Annotated in this window: 15 protein-coding genes; 9 read left to right on the top strand and 6 right to left on the bottom strand. The window is 65.1% G+C overall.

The annotated features are described in order from the left end of the window. Positions 1–54 precede the first annotated feature (54 nt). Both ACPFL9_RS00255 and ACPFL9_RS00260 read left to right on the top strand, forming a co-directional pair. The gene (locus tag ACPFL9_RS00255; RefSeq protein ID WP_426005063.1) at positions 55–933 is read left to right on the top strand and encodes a universal stress protein; all 879 of its coding nucleotides are present in this window, start codon (positions 55–57) and stop codon (positions 931–933) included. 23 nt (positions 934–956) lie between these two features. Then, the gene (locus tag ACPFL9_RS00260) at positions 957–2,471 is read left to right on the top strand and encodes an APC family permease (protein WP_426005064.1); all 1,515 of its coding nucleotides are present in this window, start codon (positions 957–959) and stop codon (positions 2,469–2,471) included. 34 nt (positions 2,472–2,505) lie between these two features. Here the strand turns inward: ACPFL9_RS00260 and ACPFL9_RS00265 are convergent, their stop codons facing one another. Then, positions 2,506–3,054: a hypothetical protein gene (locus ACPFL9_RS00265; RefSeq protein ID WP_426005065.1), complete on the bottom strand. Its 549-nt coding sequence runs from the start codon at positions 3,052–3,054 to the stop codon at positions 2,506–2,508. A gap of 165 nt (positions 3,055–3,219) precedes the next feature. On the opposite strand from ACPFL9_RS00265, the gene ACPFL9_RS00270 reads away from it, so the two are divergent. Continuing rightward, complete coding sequence (locus tag ACPFL9_RS00270; protein ID WP_426005067.1) at positions 3,220–3,600, top strand: VOC family protein; 381 nt, start codon at positions 3,220–3,222, stop codon at positions 3,598–3,600. A gap of 51 nt (positions 3,601–3,651) precedes the next feature. Here the strand turns inward: ACPFL9_RS00270 and ACPFL9_RS00275 are convergent, their stop codons facing one another. Then, positions 3,652–4,098, bottom strand: a complete 447-nt coding sequence (locus ACPFL9_RS00275) for a DUF5997 family protein (protein WP_426005068.1) — start codon at positions 4,096–4,098, stop codon at positions 3,652–3,654. Between ACPFL9_RS00275 and ACPFL9_RS00280 the strand changes: the two genes are divergently transcribed. Then, complete coding sequence (locus ACPFL9_RS00280; RefSeq protein ID WP_426005069.1) at positions 4,097–4,849, top strand: LysR family transcriptional regulator substrate-binding protein; 753 nt, start codon at positions 4,097–4,099, stop codon at positions 4,847–4,849. The two genes, ACPFL9_RS00275 and ACPFL9_RS00280, sit on opposite strands and share 2 nt — an antisense overlap. 34 nt (positions 4,850–4,883) lie before the next feature. On the opposite strand, the gene ACPFL9_RS00285 is transcribed toward ACPFL9_RS00280, so the two are convergent. Next, positions 4,884–5,582, bottom strand: a complete 699-nt coding sequence (locus ACPFL9_RS00285; RefSeq protein WP_426005071.1) for a GntR family transcriptional regulator — start codon at positions 5,580–5,582, stop codon at positions 4,884–4,886. Between the two features lie 109 nt (positions 5,583–5,691). Here ACPFL9_RS00285 and ACPFL9_RS00290 point away from each other — a divergent pair, with 109 nt between their 5' ends. Genes ACPFL9_RS00290 through ACPFL9_RS00305 form a run of 4 tightly spaced genes read left to right on the top strand, consistent with a single transcriptional unit; the run spans position 5,692 to position 11,244 of the window. Continuing rightward, positions 5,692–6,489 carry a LamB/YcsF family protein gene (locus tag ACPFL9_RS00290; RefSeq protein ID WP_426005073.1) on the top strand — a complete coding sequence of 266 codons (798 nt, stop codon included), beginning with the start codon at positions 5,692–5,694 and terminating at the stop codon, positions 6,487–6,489. Continuing rightward, positions 6,486–7,823, top strand: a complete 1,338-nt coding sequence (locus ACPFL9_RS00295; protein WP_426005075.1) for an MFS transporter — start codon at positions 6,486–6,488, stop codon at positions 7,821–7,823. Before ACPFL9_RS00290 ends, ACPFL9_RS00295 begins: the two co-directional genes overlap by 4 nt. An 18-nt stretch (positions 7,824–7,841) precedes the next feature. Further along, the gene (locus tag ACPFL9_RS00300) at positions 7,842–9,485 is read left to right on the top strand and encodes a 5-oxoprolinase/urea amidolyase family protein (RefSeq protein ID WP_426007633.1); all 1,644 of its coding nucleotides are present in this window, start codon (positions 7,842–7,844) and stop codon (positions 9,483–9,485) included. Positions 9,486–9,492: 7 nt separating this feature from the next. Next, a complete protein-coding gene (locus ACPFL9_RS00305; protein ID WP_426005077.1) occupies positions 9,493–11,244 on the top strand; it encodes an acetyl/propionyl/methylcrotonyl-CoA carboxylase subunit alpha in 1,752 nt (583 codons plus the stop codon). Between the two features lie 68 nt (positions 11,245–11,312). Here ACPFL9_RS00305 and ACPFL9_RS00310 read toward each other — a convergent pair whose 3' ends face one another. After that, positions 11,313–12,566: a D-arabinono-1,4-lactone oxidase gene (locus tag ACPFL9_RS00310; protein WP_426005078.1), complete on the bottom strand. Its 1,254-nt coding sequence runs from the start codon at positions 12,564–12,566 to the stop codon at positions 11,313–11,315. A gap of 127 nt (positions 12,567–12,693) precedes the next feature. Between ACPFL9_RS00310 and ACPFL9_RS00315 the strand changes: the two genes are divergently transcribed. Continuing rightward, on the top strand, positions 12,694–13,698 hold the full coding sequence (locus ACPFL9_RS00315) for a LacI family DNA-binding transcriptional regulator (protein WP_426005080.1): 1,005 nt from the start codon (positions 12,694–12,696) through the stop codon (positions 13,696–13,698). Here ACPFL9_RS00315 and ACPFL9_RS00320 read toward each other — a convergent pair. Together ACPFL9_RS00320 and ACPFL9_RS00325 are read right to left on the bottom strand one after the other, a co-directional pair. Further along, complete coding sequence (locus ACPFL9_RS00320; protein WP_426005081.1) at positions 13,695–14,675, bottom strand: bile acid:sodium symporter family protein; 981 nt, start codon at positions 14,673–14,675, stop codon at positions 13,695–13,697. The genes ACPFL9_RS00315 and ACPFL9_RS00320 overlap by 4 nt on opposite strands. Before the next feature lie 252 nt (positions 14,676–14,927). After that, positions 14,928–16,424, bottom strand: coding sequence for a SulP family inorganic anion transporter (locus ACPFL9_RS00325; RefSeq protein ID WP_426005083.1), 1,497 nt, complete (start codon positions 16,422–16,424; stop codon positions 14,928–14,930). Positions 16,425–16,429 lie beyond the last annotated feature (5 nt).

Consider the following 16,429-nt stretch of genomic DNA (forward strand, 5'->3'; position numbering starts at 1 on the left):
AGTCCGGGGGAAGTGCCGTCCCCGGGCTGCCGGCAGCACTGTTTAAGGAGAATCATGCGCTACGTGGTCGGCTACACCGCCAACGCGAGGGGCCGCGACGCCGTGCACCTCGCCATCGCGCTGGCCCGCGGCCAGGACGCCAGCCTGGACCTGGTCCTGGTGGTCCCCGAGGACTCCCCGTACAACGCCGTGTACCCGCCCGAGCCCGGCTACGACTCGATCCTCAACGAGCAAGCCCGGCAGTGGCTCGACGACGGCCTGGCCCTGGTTCCCGACGACGTCACTGCCCGCGCCCACATCCGCCGTGGAGACTCGGAAGCTCAGGCACTCATCGATGCCGCCGTGAACTTCGATGCGGCCGCGCTGGTCATCGGTGCCACCAACAACGGCCTGTTCAAGCGGTTCACCATCGGTTCAGTGGCCAGTTCCCTGCTGCACTCATCGCCGGTCCCGGTCGCTTTGGCGCCCCACGGGTTTGATCGGACAGCGGGCATCACCCGACTCAGCTGCGGTTTCGGCACGCGGCCAGGTGCGGATGAACTGCTCGACGTCGCCGTGGAGTCCGCGCGTGACCGCCATCTTCCGCTGCGGCTAGTCTCCCTGTTGGCGCTCGACGGCGGTAACTCGCCCGGGCTCGCCGACGCCGCCTGGGTGCATGCCGCCGACCGTCTTGCCGCCGTCGGGGGTTCCGACTCCGGCTCCGCCCCCGGTGACGCAGGCGCTGAACCCGAAATCGTCGTCGCGCAAGGCCGCACGATCGAGGAGGCCGTGGACCGGCTCGAGTGGGAAGACGGCGAAATCCTGCTTATCGGCTCCAGCCGCCTGGCGCAGCACCGCGCCACCTTCCTTGGCACCACCGCGAACCGGATCCTGCGTGCCCTGCCAGTTCCCATGATCGTGGTTCCCCGCGACTACACGCGACAGCGCTCCTAGCCGTCGCCCGAGAGGCAATACCCATGTCAACTGCACCAAAGACGGTCCAGTCGAAAGATTCGGCCCTGAGTGAGAAGGGCCTGAAAGCCGGATCGGTGGGCCTCATCGGCGCCGTCGTGATCGGGGTTTCCTGCATCGCGCCGGCGTACACGCTGACCGCCGCGCTTGGCCCCACCGTTTCCGAGGTGGGTGTCCACCTTCCCGCGATCTTCCTGGTGGGCTTCATCCCGATGCTGCTGGTGGCGCTCGGCTACCGCGAACTCAATAACGCCATGCCCGACGCCGGAACCTCCTTTACGTGGGCAACGCGCGCCTTTGGTCCGTGGATTGGCTGGATGGGCGGGTGGGGGCTCATCGCGGCGACGATCATCGTGCTGTCCAACCTCGCCGCGGTTGCCGTGGACTTCTTCTATCTGATGCTCGGGCAGGTCTTCAGCGATCCGTCCCTTGCCGAGCTAAGCAAGATCCTCCCCCTGAACATCGCCACAACGCTGGTGTTCATCGCCGCGGCTTGCTGGATTTCCTATCGGGGCATGGAAACAACCAAGGGCGTGCAATACGTGCTGGTGGCCTTCCAGTTACTGGTCCTTGGCTGGTTCGCCGTTTCGGCGTTCGCGCATGTTGCCAATGGCACGGCCTTCGACGCCACGGCCATTTCGCCCGACTGGTTCAACCCGTTTGCGGTTGACTCCTTCACGACGTTCACCGCGGGTGTGTCCCTCTCGATCTTCATTTACTGGGGCTGGGACGTCACGTTGACCATGAACGAGGAAACGAAGAACCCTGAAAAGACACCCGGCCGAGCCGCAACCGTGACCGTGTTGGTGATTGTGGTCATCTACATGACCGTGGCCTTGGCGACGTTGTCCTTTGCGGGCGTTGGGGACACGGGCCTGGGGGCGGGCAACCCGGAGAACCAGTCGAGCATTTTCGCCGTACTGGCCGGTCCGGTGATGGGTCCTTTCGCGATTCTCATGTCCCTGGCCATCCTGAGCAGTTCCGCGGCCTCCCTGCAGTCGACGTTCGTCTCACCCGCCCGGACGCTGTTGGCGATGGGTCACTACCGCGCCATTTCCCCCAGGTTCGGCCGCATCAGCCCCACCTTCAAGTCTCCGAGCACAGCCACCATCGCCGCAGCCATTGCTGCGGCGGGCTTCTACGTGGTCACCCGTACCGTTTCCGAGAATGCGCTCTGGGACACCATCACGGCCCTGGGCATGATGATCTGTTTCTACTACGGCATCACGGCACTGGCCTGCGTCTGGTACTTCAGGGCTGCGGCCTTTGCCGGTGTCCGTTCGTTCTTCTTCAAGTTCCTGTCACCCCTGCTGGGTGGCGTGATCCTGCTGGTCATGTTCGTGAAGACCGCGATCGACTCCATGGACCCGGAGTATGGTTCGGGTTCGTCGGTCGGTGGCGTGGGTTTGGTGTTCATTCTGGGCATGGGAGTGATCCTGTTGGGCGTCGTGATCATGCTGGTGATGTATCGGGTGCGCCCGGAGTTCTTCAGGAACTTCTCCCGCCGAGGTGGCAATTGATGACAATGTTGCGGCCCAGGATTGTCATTAAGTGTCATCTCGGCGAGGGGAGGATGGTGGGGACGCCCGCGGCCCGTTCGGCTTCACGCAGGGCCTCTGCAAGGTGCTCGACGGCGGCCCTGTAGTCGGTGCCCGCAGTCACCTTGCAGCGCTCGGCCTCCCGCATGGCCTTGGCGAGGGCTGCGGTTTCCGTGATCCGGACGTCGGACATGCCCGGGTAGTCAATGGTCCGTGCAGGGTCCAACTCGTAGCGCCGCCATTGGGTGAGGATCTCGGTATGCCGGGCGGAGTCGACAGCAAAACCTGCCCGCCGCCACGGGTCTGCAGCCTGCACGCGCTCGACTTTCCGGATGGCAGCCAGGGTTCCGGCCGCCGTCGTTCCTGCCAGCGCGACCATCACCAGTCCCGCCGGTGGCCACTGCACCGAGGGAACCAGGATGGCTGGCGCAATGACGGTGAGCCCTGCGAACACATCCCAGAAAATGGTGTCCGGTTCCGGGCCTCTGCCGTGGGTGAGCTTGCGGTGCAGGAGAAACGTCGTGGCCGCGGTGGCGAGGACCAGGGCCAATCCCCACAAGAGCATCGGAGCACCTCCCGGACGCAAAGGCTGTGGTTTCAGTATGCGGCAGCGGCTGGCTGCGCGACACCTCCCACCGGACAATTCACCACGGCGTGCGCCGGTGTCTTGTCCGGTTGAAGGTGATTCTGCCCGCGGGACACTGTCGGGGCCGGAGCGTAGCCTAAGCCCATGAGACTGAAAATGTGCAGCATCCACGTCAAGGACCCCGCAGCAGCCCACGCGTTCTACACGGGTACGCTCGGTTTCGACACGCTGATGGCCATGCCGGAGTACAACCTGTTCATCATCAAGAATCCCGGCGCCGATGACAACGCAACAGGTCTGCTGCTTGAACCCAGCGACAACCCCATCGGCGCCAACTACATGAACGCCGTGTACGACGCCGGGATGCCGGCTGTGGTGCTTGGCGTTCCGGACGTACGGGCAGAGTATGAGCGCCTGCTCGCCGCCGGAGTCTTGTTCAAGGGGGAGCCGGCAGAGGATCCCTCCGGCATCAGCGCGGTCTTCGACGACGGTTGCGGCAACTTCGTCCAACTGCACCAGGACTAGTTAAAAGCCGGTGGCCGGGACATTGCTGTCCCGGCCACCGGCTTTGATGGATCATGAGTTGCGCTTGGTTCCCTTGGGAGCTGCGCGCTTGGCGGCCGCGTTCTCCTTGGCCTCCTTGGTGGCTGCCTTTTTCCGCTGCTCTTCCTTGACGCGCAAGGCGTCGGCGCGGACGGCGGCATGGGTGGCGCGCTCAACCACCAGCCACTGTGGGGGAGCCTGCAGCAGCTCGGCGATTTCCGCCGTCGTGAGTGGTTCCGTCACGCCGCCGCGGGTGAGGCCGCTAATGGAGATGTTCAGTTTCTGTGCCACTACCGGACGCGGGTGCGGACCGTTGCGGCGCAGTTCGGCGAGCCACTCCGGCGGGTTGGCCTGGAGCTCGGCGTATTCGTCGCGGGTGACGGGCGAGTCCTGGAACTCCTGCGGTGCGGCGGGCAGGTAGATGCCGAGTTTCTTGGCAGCTGTTGCCGGCTTCATGGTCTGGGAGTTCTTGGGAGTCATGCTTCAAGGGTATCCGGCCCGGTACTGTGAGTGTGTGCCAGCCCCCGAAGAAACCCCCGAAACTCCTGAGCTCCGCTTCGCCTATGTGGCCGGTGTAACGCCCGGCAAGTGGATCCGCCGGTGGGAGGAACGGATGCCGGACGTCCCGCTGCATGCGTTCATGTCCGACGACGGCACTCAACTGTCGGTACTGCGTGACGGTTCCGCTGACGTCAGCTTTGTGCGGTTGCCGGTGGACCGGGAAGGCCTGAACCTCATTCCCCTTTATGAGGAGCAGCCTGCGGTGGTGGCTCCCAAGGGACACGAGATCTCCGTCTTCGAGGACGTGGCAGTGGAGGACCTCGCCGAGGAGAACTTCCTGGACGTCGCGGACATGGGCGGCCCGGACATGGCGTTGCAGGTAGTGGCCTCGGGGGCCGGCCTGGTGATCCTGCCGATGCCCGTGGCCAGGCACCTGAACAACAAGCAGACCGTGAGCCGGCGTCTGTCAGGCGTACCGGGGACACAAATCGGTGTTGCGTGGCTCGCTGACAAGGACAGCCCGCTGATTCAGGAATTCATTGGAATCGTCAGGGGTCGTACTGCCCAGAGCTCGCGGCAACCGTCGGCGCAGGCGGAGAAGCCGAAGAGGGCGCCCAAGCCTGATCGCCGAGGGTCTTCCGGCGCGAAGAAGCCGGCCGTCGCCCAGCGGTATGCGCCCAACCCGGATAAAGGCCGCGGCCGCGGTTCGCGGAAGAAGGGCAAGCGCTGACGTTTCCGCCCCGCCAAGGTCTACTCGCCGTGGCCTACTCGCCGTGGATTGCGGCCTGCTGTGCCTCTGAACGGTTGAGATAGGCCAGGAGGAGATCGCCGGCTTTCTCAAGTTCGCCGCTTTCCAGCGCCGCGCAGATCTGGTCGTTCTCGGCCAGCCAGTCGGCATAAAAGTGCGCGTCAACGGTGGCTTTGTGGAAGTAGAGCCGCATCTCGGCCAGTACCTGGGCCATGATTGTGTTAAGCCTGCTGCTTTCCGCCAGGGCCACGATCGCCCCGTGAAAATGCTGGTTCGCACTGCCCAGGCCGTCGTTGTCACCTTCGGCTGAGGCGCGCTTGCCCTCCTCGACGGCGGCCCTTACGGCGGCGATGCGGTCCGGGGAACCCCCCGCCCGGATGGAGCTGACCTCGATGGCGCGGCGCACGGTGTAGACGTCGTGGATGTCCCCGGCCTCCAGGGTGGCCACGAACACGCCCCTGTTGGGAAGCCTGACCAGCAGGCGTTCACTGGCCAGTTCCGCAAAGGCCTCCCGGACGGTATTGCGGGAGACGCCAAGGTCTTCGGCGATGGTGGCTTCGGTCAGCTTGGCACCCGGTACCAGGAATCCCTCTGCCAGTTGGTACCGGATTTCCTCTGCCACCCGTTCGGCCACCGACGGGACGCGGACGCGCATGCGGGCTTTGGAGCCCGAGGCGTCCGACGTGCTGTTAACGATCCCGTCTGCGCTGGCCATGCATCAAAATTTACACGATTGCCAAAAAGGGGAATCGCTGGATTGTTGAACAATCCGGCGATTTGGTGCATTCTTGATGTAACGCACCTCACGAGACAGGGATCACACCATGCCCAGCATTGACCTGAACAGCGACGTCGGCGAATCATTCGGCCGGTGGACGCTGGGCGATGACTCAGCCATGTTCCAGTCAGTCTCGAGCGCCAACGTTGCGTGCGGATTCCACGCCGGTGACCCCAGCGTCATCCGCAGCACCTGCCACAAGGCGGTCCAGGCCGGCGTCGTTATTGGTGCCCACGTGGGATACCGCGACCTGGCGGGCTTTGGCCGCCGGTTCCTGGACATCGATCCCAGGGAACTCGCCGATGACGTCGTTTACCAGATCGGAGCACTGCAGGCGCTGGCTGCAACCGCAGGCGGCACAGTCCAGTACGTCAAGCCGCACGGTGGCCTCTACAACGCGATCGTCAGCCACACTGCCCAGGCCCGCGCCGTGGTGGATGCCGTGAAATCGGTGGATCCCACACTGCCAATCCTTGGCCTTCCCGGATCGGAAGTGCTGCGGCTGGCTGACGAGGCAGGTCTGCGGAGTGTCTCCGAAGCTTTCGCGGACCGTTCCTACAACCCCGACGGCACCCTGGTCTCCCGTTCCCGGCCCGGTGCAGTCCTCCACGATCCGGAGGAAGTCGCCCGCCACGTTCTCCGCATGGCTACTGAAAACAGCATCCAGGCAATCGATGGCTCCATCCTCAGCGTCCAGCCGGACAGCATCTGCCTGCACGGTGACTCACCCGGTGCCGTGGCCATGGCGGGCGCCGTGAAGTCCGCCCTGGATGATGCCGGTGTCAGCATCTCCCCGTTCGTCCAAACCCCAACAGAATCCCTCATCCCCGGAGGAAAACCATGACCAGCACCAACAAGGCAGCCAAGGCCGTGACAAGGAAGCCACCGGCCGGCGCCCTCAAGGCATACATCGCCAGCCTCACCGGCACGTCGCTGGAGTACTACGACTTCGCCATCTATTCCGTGGCCTCCGCCCTGGTCTTCCCCAAGATCTTCTTCCCGGCGGGCGACGAATTCGTTGGCCTCCTCCTGTCCTTCTCAGCCTTCGCCGTGGGCTACCTGGCCCGTCCCATCGGTGGCGTCGTCTTCGGACGGCTGGGCGACAAGATCGGGCGCAAGTTCGTGCTGGTCTTCACGCTGGTGCTGATCGGCGTGGCAACAGTCCTCATCGGCGCGCTTCCCGACTACTCGGTCATTGGCGTTGCCGCACCCACCATCCTGGTGCTGCTACGCCTGGCGCAGGGCATCGGTGTTGGTGGCGAATGGGGCGGCGCGGTCCTGCTGTCCAGCGAATTCGGCGATCCCAACAAGCGTGGATTCTGGTCTTCCGCAGCCCAGATCGGCCCGCCCGCCGGCAACCTGATGGCCAACGGCGTACTCGCGATCCTCGCGGCCTCGCTCCCCACCGATGCCTTCCTGTCCTGGGGCTGGCGTGTGGCCTTCCTGGCCTCGGCCCTCCTGGTGGTGTTCGGCCTGCTGATCCGGCTCAAGCTGGAGGAAACGCCCGTGTTCAAGGCCATCCAGGCTCACGGTGAACGTCCCAAGGCACCCATCAAGGAAGTCTTCACCACCCAGCCCAAGGCGCTGGTCTCCGCCGCCCTGTCCCGCGTTTGCCCTGATGTCCTGTACGCACTTTTCACCGTCTTCGTCGCGGTGTACGCCACCAAGGAACTGGGCATGACAACAGGCAACGTCCTGGCGGCCATCCTCATCGGTTCCGCGTTCCAGCTGTTCCTCATCCCGGCCGCCGGTGCCCTGACCGACCGCTTCAACCGCCGACTCGTCTACGGCGTCACCGCTGCCGCCACGGCTGCCTACATTCCGCTGTTCTTCCTCATGATCCAAGGGAAGTCCGTGGCCATGCTGACCATCGGCGTGGTGATCGGCCTGGCCCTGCACGCCTTCATGTACGGTCCGCAGGCAGCATTCATCACCGAACAGTTCCCTGCACGCCTCCGGTACGCCGGCAGCTCCCTGGCCTACACGTTGGCCGGTGTCATTGGCGGAGCCGTGGCACCGATCATCTTCACTGCCCTTTACGGTGCGGCCTCCGGCGGCTGGTACCTCATTGCCCTTTACCTCCTCGCCACGGCCATCGTCACGATCGTGGGCATGCTCATGGGCCGTGACCCCAAGCCCGAAGAGGAAGCTTTGCTCCTGCAGGAGCAGCGCGCCTAGGCGGCGGTTTCGGCAATGATGGACACCGTGACGCAAACCGCCGCACCCAGGAAGCTCCGCTCCGTTCGCCCTGTGGGCACCCGGGCGGTGCTGGTTGAACTCGACGACCTCCAGGAAGTCCTTGCCCTGCAGGATCTCCTGAACCGGTCGCCGCTGCCCGGACAAGTGGATGTCCTGGCGGCAGCGGAGACCGTCATGGTGGTGGGCGAGTCGGCCTCGGCCACCCGTGCCATCGGTGCCCGGCTCCAGGACGTGGAACTCACGCCACCCGAAGCCGCCGATTCCAGCCTGGTTGTTATTGAGACCGTGTACGACGGCGAGGACCTCGCCGATGTCGCGGAACTCACCGGCCTCAGTGTGGACGGCGTGGTGGCCGTCCACACCGGGCAGGTCTGGACTGTGGCCTTCGCGGGCTTCGCTCCTGGCTTTGGCTACATGGTCGGCGAAAACCAGGCCCTGGACGTCCCGCGCAGGTCCTCCCCGCGCACTGCGGTTCCGGCAGGCTCGGTGGCGTTGGGAGGCCAGTACTCGGCCGTGTACCCGCGGAAGTCTCCCGGCGGCTGGCAGTTGATCGGCCGTACCGGAGCCCGGATGTGGGACCTGGACCGGCCACAACCTGCTCTGGTCCGGCCGGGCGACAGGGTCCAGTACCGTGCAGTCCGCGAAGTCGTGACTGCTCCCTCTGCGGCGAAGACCCCCGAAGCCGGCGAGTCCGACGGCCCCGGCCTCCGCGTCCTGAACCCGGGAGCCCAGAGCCTTATCCAGGACCTGGGAAGGAAGGGCTTCGGTCCGCTGGGTGTGTCAGCGGCCGGTGCGCTGGACAGGGCTTCCCTGCGCCGCGGCAACCGGCTCGTGGGAAACCCTTCATCTGCGGCAGCCATCGAGACCGTCAACGGCGGGTTGGTGGTGGAGGCCGTGGGTGATCAGGTGATTGCCGTGACCGGTGCCCCGACGACGCTCACCATCCAGCCGCCGTCGTGGGTTGATCACGACGGCGGAGCCCGGCAAGGTGCCGGCCGCACCGTTGCCATGGCCACGCCTTTCGCGCTGCTCGACGGGGAAGTCCTGTCCTTGGGCGCCCCCGACTCCGGCTTCCGGAATTACGTGGCCATCCGGGGCGGGGTGGACGTTCCTGAGGTTTTGGGGAGCCGTTCGTCGGACACGATGTCCGGGATCGGCCCGGCGCCCCTGCGCATCGGAAGCCAGGTACCAGCGGGCGGCCTCACGGCCTCGACTGTGGTGGGCAGCCCGGAGTTGCAGCCGGATTTCCCAGGCACGGACGTCACCGTCCTGGATGTAGTTCCTGGTCCCCGGGCCGATTGGTTCGACCAAGCAGCGATCGATTCGCTCTACAGCCAGGAATGGCTGGTGACGCCGCAATCCAACCGGGTGGGCATGCGCCTGGACGGGACACCCCTGCAACGGGCACGGCAGGGTGAACTTCCCAGTGAAGGGACCATGGCCGGAGCGGTTCAGATGCCGCCCGCGGGCTTGCCTGTCCTCTTCCTGGCCGACCATCCCATCACCGGTGGATATCCCGTGATCGGCGTGGTGGTCGACGGGCATCTGGACCGTGCCGCACAAGTACCCATCGGAGGCCGCATCCGGTTCCGTCCCGTACCGGAAGCCTCTCCTGCCCCCACGATTTCCTCGAAGAAGTGAGTTTTTGATGCGCAAGGTCCTGATTGCCAACCGCGGCGAAATCGCCGTCCGGGTAGCACGAGCCTGCAATGATGCCGGTATCGCCTCCGTTGCTGTGTATGCGGATATCGACGCCGATGCCATGCATGTGGGCGCGTCCGACGAGGCCTACAGCCTTGGCGGCAACAGCCCCGCCGAAACCTACCTGAACGTCGGCAAACTCCTGGAAGTTGCCGCGCGCTCCGGCGCTGATGCCGTGCACCCTGGCTATGGTTTCCTGTCTGAAAATGCGGACTTCGCCCAAGCGGTCCTCGACGCCGGACTGGAGTGGATCGGCCCGTCACCGGAGTCCATCCGCCAGCTGGGGAACAAGATCACGGCCAGGGAGATCGCCGTCCGGGCCGGTGCGCCACTGGTGTCGGGCAGCGACGGCCCGGTTTCTTCTGCTGCCGAAGCCCGGGTATTTGCCGAGCAGCATGGTCTTCCTGTGGCCATCAAAGCCGCTTTCGGCGGTGGCGGACGCGGGCTCAAAGTGGTGCGGGAGCTCGCCGAGGTTGAGGAGGCTTTCGACTCCGCTGTGCGGGAAGCCGTGGTGGCTTTCGGACGTGGCGAATGCTTCGTGGAGCAGTATCTTGACCGGCCCCGGCACGTGGAAGCCCAGATCATTGCCGACAAGCACGGCAACGTTGTGGTGGTGGGCACGCGGGATTGCTCGTTGCAGCGCCGTCATCAGAAGCTGGTGGAAGAAGCACCGGCACCGTTCCTCACTGGGCAGCAGCGGACCAGCATCCATGACGCCGCCAAGGCAATCGTCCGTGAGGCCGGCTACAACGGAGCCGGAACGGTTGAGTTCCTGGTGTCCGCCACGGGCGCTGTGGCATTCCTGGAGGTCAACACGCGGCTCCAGGTTGAGCACCCCATCACGGAAGAAACCTCCGGGGTGGACCTGGTGCAGGAGCAGTTCCGCATCGCCGCCGGCTTGCCGTTGAGCATCACCGAGGACCCGGAAGCGAAGGGCCACTCCTTTGAGTTCCGGATCAACGCCGAGGACGTTGGCCGGGGGTTCCTGCCGTCGCCCGGAACCGTTGCAGCTTTCGACATCCCCTCCGGCCCGGGCATCCGCGTGGACACCGGGGTTCGTGCCGGCTCGACGGTTGCTCCGCAGTTCGATTCCCTGCTGGCCAAGCTGATCGTCACCGGGGCTGATCGCCAGCAGGCCATCCGCAGGGCACGCCGCGCCTTGGCCGACTTCAGGATCCAGGGCGTGGCCACCGTGCTTCCCTTCCACCAGGCTGTCCTGGAAGCCCGCGACTTCACTTCCCCGGAAGGCCTCGCGGTGCATACCCGGTGGATCGAAACGGACTTCGCAGACCGGATCCCAGCCGATCCCGCCTACAACCCGGTTGCTCCCAGCGGTTCCCGCCGCACCATCACCGTGGATGTCGACGGCAAGCGTCTGGCCCTGGGACTCCCGGCTGACCTCCTGGACGGCTGGGCCCGATCAGGACAGGGGCTGCCCGCAGTTTCTGCCCAAGCCGATGCGCCGCACTCCGATCATTCACCCGCCGAGTCCGCTTTGGTCTCGAGCATGTCCGGCACGGTGGTGAAGTGGCTGGTTGAACCAGGTGCCGACGTCGCAGAGGGAGACCCTTTGGTGGTCCTCGAAGCCATGAAGATGGAGACTCAAGTGCCGGCCCACCGCGGCGGAACCCTCACCGAGGTGCTGTCGCAGGCCGGTGGCGTGGTCACTGCGGGTGCTGTGCTGGCCCACATCGAGTAAGCGGGCCGGCACCCAAACACCGCGCCGCCCCGGCAGGTGACAGGTCCGCCGTCGGGCATTAACGTCCGTTAGCTGTCCGCCGGAACCGCGACGCCCAGCACCGTGTCCAGAAGGGCGTTGCGGAACTTGCCACTGGGATCATTGGCCTGGACCAGGGCGCGGAAATCTTCGAACCGCGGGTACAGTGACGCGAAGTCGTACAGCCCCGGGGTGAAGAGCTTGCCCCAGTGTGGGCGGGCTCCGAAGGGTGCCAGGGCGGCCTCCAGTTCGGGGAGCACGTTCTCCACGTCGGCCTGGAGGGGTTTCCACGTGAAGTGCAGGGCCACGCTCTGTTGCTGGTAGAACGGGCTGAGCCAGAAGTCGTCTGCCGCCACGGTGCGGATCTCCGAGACGAACAGCAACGGGGCGATCCGGTCCGCCAAACCGCGGACAGCCTCCAGGGCGGCAGGAGCATCGTCCAGGGGGAGGAGGAATTCGCTCTGGAGTTCCTCACCGTTGCTGGGGGTGAACTCGTGGCGGAAATGGGGCAGTCTGTCCAGCCACTTGCCGGGCTCGTCCAACTGGCCAGTGCAGTTCTCCGCGGACATTCCAGGCAGCGGGTGCATGGCGACGCTGGCAGCGGTGGAGCCGAACAGGTCAGGCAGCGCGGCTTCCGTGTCCAGTGCCTTCAGCCATACCTGCGGGATGGTGTCACCGGTGTAGTCGGTAAAGAAGCTGACGCTGTACGCGCTCGATGCAATCTCCCGGAAGGAAGCCAGCGCCCGCTCCCAGGGCAGGCCGGTCAATACGCGCTGACGCATCTGGAAGCTCGGGCGCACCTCAAGTTCCAGGGCTGTCACAATACCCAGCGAGCCGATCCCCACCACGCTGGCCGGGAAGTCGCGGTCGCCACGGGTGATGGTGACAAGTTCGCCGGAGGCCCGCACCAGGTCGATACTGACGACGGCGGCTGCCAGCGAGGGGTTGTCCACTCCACTGCCGTGCGTGCCGGTCTGGATGGCCCCGGCGACGGAGATGTGGGGGAGGGAGGCGAGGTTGTGGATCGCGTAGCCTTGTTCCTCGACCGCCCGGCACAAGGCGCCGTAACTGATTCCGCCGCTGACCCGGACCGTTTCCTTGTCCGGATTTACGGTGATGTCCTGTGGCAGGGCATCAAGCAGGATATGCGTGCCGTCCGTATCCGCGACGGTGTTGAAGGAGTGGCGGCTGCCGATGGCTTTGACTTTGGCGGCCGTGGCCACCAGTTCCTGTAGTTCGGCCACAGAGCGTGGCCGGCGCACTTCGGCAGACGAGTACTCGAGGTTTCCTGCCCAGTTCTTCATGACGTGATCTTTCCCTATGGTCTTCGAGGCGTCCCAACAGTGTGAGCGTTCACAAAACGAGCCGTCAAGGGGTGCCCACGTGGTGGCGATAGAGTGCAGGAAAGCCGCCGACCAGCAGGAGCACCATGTGAGCAAGGGATCCAAGCCCACCATCCGGGACGTTGCGACCGCTGCGAACGTCTCCCTGACCACAGTGTCCTACGTGTTGTCCGGCCGGCATGGAGGGACTACCCGGATCAGCCAACCGACGCAGGACCGGGTGCTGGCTGCCGTGAAGGAACTGGGCTACGTCCCGAACCAGGCAGCCCGGGGTATGCGCCGCGGGAAGACGGATGTGGTGGCTGTTGCGATCGGCAACCTGGAGTGGCCCTGGGACCGCGCACTCGCGACGGCCGCGGCACGGATCCTGCCGACCCACGGGTACCAGCCCGTGATCCTGCTGGGGGACGACTGGCGGAAGTTCATGATGTCCGGAGGAGCCGATGGCGTGATCATCGGCTACTTCCCGGAAGCCACCGCCGAGGATGCGACCGTGACGGAGTTGGCCCGCCGCGGGGTGGCGCAAGTGGTCATCTCGGGCACCATGGAGCCGGCGGGGTTCGATGTGCTGGCCCCGGAGCAGGACGCCGGCCTCAAGGAGTGCATGGAGTTCCTCACGGCCTCCCACCGCAGGATTGCCTGCATCCGCAGGGCGGAGCCGTCCGGCAGGCGGAAGAGCCGGTTTGCGGCGTACGCTGCCGGCTTGGAGGCGGTAGGCATCGGTCTGGATGAATCCTTGGTCCGTACCTCACAGCACCGCCCGGATCTTGCCTACCAGTCGGCCTTGGAGCTGCTGCAGCTTCCGGACCGGCCCACTGCCATTTTTGCCACAGACGACATGGAGGCTTTGCAGGCTGTCCGCGCGGCATTCCGCCTGGGCCTTCGGGTTCCTGAGGACATCCAGATTGTTGGCGTCGGGAATTCCACCGAGGGGCAGCAATACGATCCCGCCCTGACAACAGTGGGGCCGGAGCCCATCTTTGACCGCGTGGTAGGGATGTTGCTGGACCGGCTTTCAGGTGCCACACCGGTGGAGGGGATCCGCGTTCCGGCGGCATGGAAGCTGCACCGCCGGGGAACCACGCTGGGCTAGCCTTTCAGCGGACGGCGGGCCAACCAAGCGGCCACGATGGCGCCGGAAATGTTGTGCCAGAGTGAGAAGACCGCGGAAGGCAGGGCCGCGAGGGGGCTGAAGTGCGCTGTGGCAAGGGTCGCGGCGAGGCCGGAGTTCTGCATGCCAACCTCGAATGCCAGGGCTCGGCGGGCCTTGTCATCCAGGCGGCCGAGCTTGCCCGCGAGGTAACCGAGACCCAGGCCGAAGCCGTTGTGCAGGACAACTGCCAGGAACACGATTCCGCCCGCGGCAACGATCTTGCCGGCACTGCCGGCCACCACGATCGCCACAATCAATGAAATCACGACGGCGGACGCCCACGGAAGCGCGGGAAGCACCTTTGCCACCAGTTTGGAGAGGAACAACCGGGCAAGAAGGCCTGCGATGACCGGGAGCAGGACGGTCTTCACGATGTCCAGCACCATGGCCCCGGCGTCGATGTGGAGGAAGGAACCGGCCAGGAGCAACGTCAGTGCGGGAGTGACGAGCGGTGCGATCAGCGTGGAAACCGAAGCCACGGCCACGGACAGCGCCACGTCGCCCTTGGCCAGGAATGCCATCACGTTCGAGGCAGTGCCGGACGGAGCGCAGCCCACCAGGATCAAGCCGACGGCGAGCTCAGGCGGCAGTTGCAGAAGGACGGCGATCAGCCAGCCCGCGCCGGGCATGATCACGTAGTGCGCCACGATGCCCAGGGCCACGGCCCAGGGGCGGCGGGCCACCGAGGCAAAGTCCGGCGGGGTCAGCGTGAGGCCCATGCAGAACATGATGACTCCCAGCAGGTACGGCACGCTGACGCCAAGGGGTTTGAACAGATCCGGCAGGAGGAATCCGAGGACGCCGGCGATGACCACCAAAATCGGGAAAGCGGTGACGGCGATGCGCGCAATCCGCGCCTCGGCCGCAAGCGCAGGGTTTTCAGGGATTGACGTGGTGGATTTTGTTGCCTCAAGCATTTATCCATGCTGACACCCGGGCCTCAAACGGAACTACTTTCGTTACATCCGTCCGGCGGTATATGTCAGACGTCCGTCATCCCCAGCACCCAACTGGGTCGCATTTGTGCGCGTTTAGAACGCTCAAAACGCGCACAAATGCGACCTAGTTGGGTGGGGGTTGGGTGGGGGTTGGGTTGGGTGGGGTTGGGTTGGGTGGGGGTTGGGTGGGGGTTGGTTTGGGTGGGGGTTGGGTTGGGGGTGGGGTTGGGGTCAGGGGTTGAGTTTGCCGGCCAGGCGCTCGCGCATCCTGATGCTCGCCTCGTTCAGCCCGATGAGCTCAACCTCTCGCCCGTGGTTCCGGTACTTCTCCGTCACGGAGTCCAAGACCGCGATAGTTGACGCGTCCCACAGATGCGAGGCATGGAGGTCGATCACCACACGATCTATGCCTTCTGAGGAATCCTTTGCGTAATCGAACTGGGTGTAAAGATCGTTGGAGGAGGCGAAGAAAAGCTCTCCATCCACAACGTAGGTAGCTACCGTCTCCCCATTGAGCTTCAGTTCAGTGCGCTCCACGGTGGCGAAGTGGGCTACCCGGCGGGCGAACAGCACCATTGCGGCCAAAACCCCGACGCCGACACCCACCGCCAGATTGTGCGTCGCCACCACAGCGGCAACAGTCAGGAGCATGACGGCGGTCTCGGACTTTGGCAACCGCCGAAGCGTGGAGGGGCGGATGGAGTGCCAGTCGAAGGTGATGAGCGAAACGAAGATCATCACGGCCACCAGGGCTGCCATGGGAATCATGCCCACGATGTCGCCGAGGGCCACCACGAGGATCAGCAGGAAGACACCCGCCAGGAACGTGGAGAGGCGGCTCCGCGCACCCGAGCCCTTGACGTTGATCATGGTCTGGCCGATTACTGCGCAACCGCCCAGGCCACCCAGGAACCCCGTGATGATGTTCGCCGCACCCTGACCCCAGGAGACCCGGGTCTTGTTGGAACGCGTGTCCGTGATGTCATCCACCAGCTTGGCAGTCATGAGGGACTCCAACAGCCCCACGAGGGCCATGGACAAGGCGAAGGGTGCGATGATCCGGAACGTCTCCAGGTTCAGCGGCACGTTGGGCAGGAAGAACCCGGGCAGGCTGTCCGGCAGCTCGCCCTTGTCGCTCACGGTGGGAACATCAATGCCGCCCAGCGCCGTCACCAGCGTGATGAGCACAATTGCCACCAACGGAGCCGGAACGGCCTTGGTCAAGCGCGGCAGGAGGAACACCATGGCCAAGCCCACGGCAACGAGGGGATAGACCATCCAGGGCACGTTGAAGAGCTCCGGCATCTGGGACATGAACACCAGGATGGCCAGCGCATTGACGAATCCGATCATGACCGAACGGGGAATGAACCTCATGAGCCTGGTGACCCCGAGGACCGCGAGAATGATCTGGAAAACGCCGGCGAGGATGATGGTGGCGATCAGGTAGTCGAGGCCGTGCTCTTTCATGACCGGTGCGATCACCAGGGCCACGGCACCTGTGGCCGCGGAAATCATGGCGGGACGCCCACCCACCAGGGCCGTGACCACTCCCATGGTGAAGGAAGCGAACAACCCGATCCGCGGATCCACTCCGGCGATCACCGAGAACGCGATGGCCTCGGGGATGAGCGCCAGGGCCACCACGAGTCCTGCGAGGGATTCCGTCAGAAGGCGGCGGGGCGAGCGGAAGGTCGCCCGCAGTGACATGAGTTGCTCGGGGGTCATGGGTC

Source organism: Paenarthrobacter sp. NyZ202 (assembly GCF_049860755.1).
Lineage (GTDB): Bacteria > Actinomycetota > Actinomycetes > Actinomycetales > Micrococcaceae > Arthrobacter.

Coding starts and splice junctions, on each gene's coding strand:
- ACPFL9_RS00305 (WP_426005077.1), top strand. CDS start 9,493: ATGCGCAAGGTCCTGATTGCCAACCGCGGCGAAATCGCCGTCCGGGTA.
- ACPFL9_RS00310 (WP_426005078.1), bottom strand. CDS start 12,566: ATGAAGAACTGGGCAGGAAACCTCGAGTACTCGTCTGCCGAAGTGCGC.
- ACPFL9_RS00275 (WP_426005068.1), bottom strand. CDS start 4,098: ATGACTCCCAAGAACTCCCAGACCATGAAGCCGGCAACAGCTGCCAAG.
- ACPFL9_RS00320 (WP_426005081.1), bottom strand. CDS start 14,675: ATGCTTGAGGCAACAAAATCCACCACGTCAATCCCTGAAAACCCTGCG.
- ACPFL9_RS00295 (WP_426005075.1), top strand. CDS start 6,486: ATGACCAGCACCAACAAGGCAGCCAAGGCCGTGACAAGGAAGCCACCG.
- ACPFL9_RS00255 (WP_426005063.1), top strand. CDS start 55: ATGCGCTACGTGGTCGGCTACACCGCCAACGCGAGGGGCCGCGACGCC.
- ACPFL9_RS00300 (WP_426007633.1), top strand. CDS start 7,842: ATGGACACCGTGACGCAAACCGCCGCACCCAGGAAGCTCCGCTCCGTT.
- ACPFL9_RS00260 (WP_426005064.1), top strand. CDS start 957: ATGTCAACTGCACCAAAGACGGTCCAGTCGAAAGATTCGGCCCTGAGT.
- ACPFL9_RS00290 (WP_426005073.1), top strand. CDS start 5,692: ATGCCCAGCATTGACCTGAACAGCGACGTCGGCGAATCATTCGGCCGG.
- ACPFL9_RS00270 (WP_426005067.1), top strand. CDS start 3,220: ATGAGACTGAAAATGTGCAGCATCCACGTCAAGGACCCCGCAGCAGCC.
- ACPFL9_RS00285 (WP_426005071.1), bottom strand. CDS start 5,582: ATGGCCAGCGCAGACGGGATCGTTAACAGCACGTCGGACGCCTCGGGC.
- ACPFL9_RS00325 (WP_426005083.1), bottom strand. CDS start 16,424: ATGACCCCCGAGCAACTCATGTCACTGCGGGCGACCTTCCGCTCGCCC.
- ACPFL9_RS00280 (WP_426005069.1), top strand. CDS start 4,097: ATGCTTCAAGGGTATCCGGCCCGGTACTGTGAGTGTGTGCCAGCCCCC.
- ACPFL9_RS00265 (WP_426005065.1), bottom strand. CDS start 3,054: ATGCTCTTGTGGGGATTGGCCCTGGTCCTCGCCACCGCGGCCACGACG.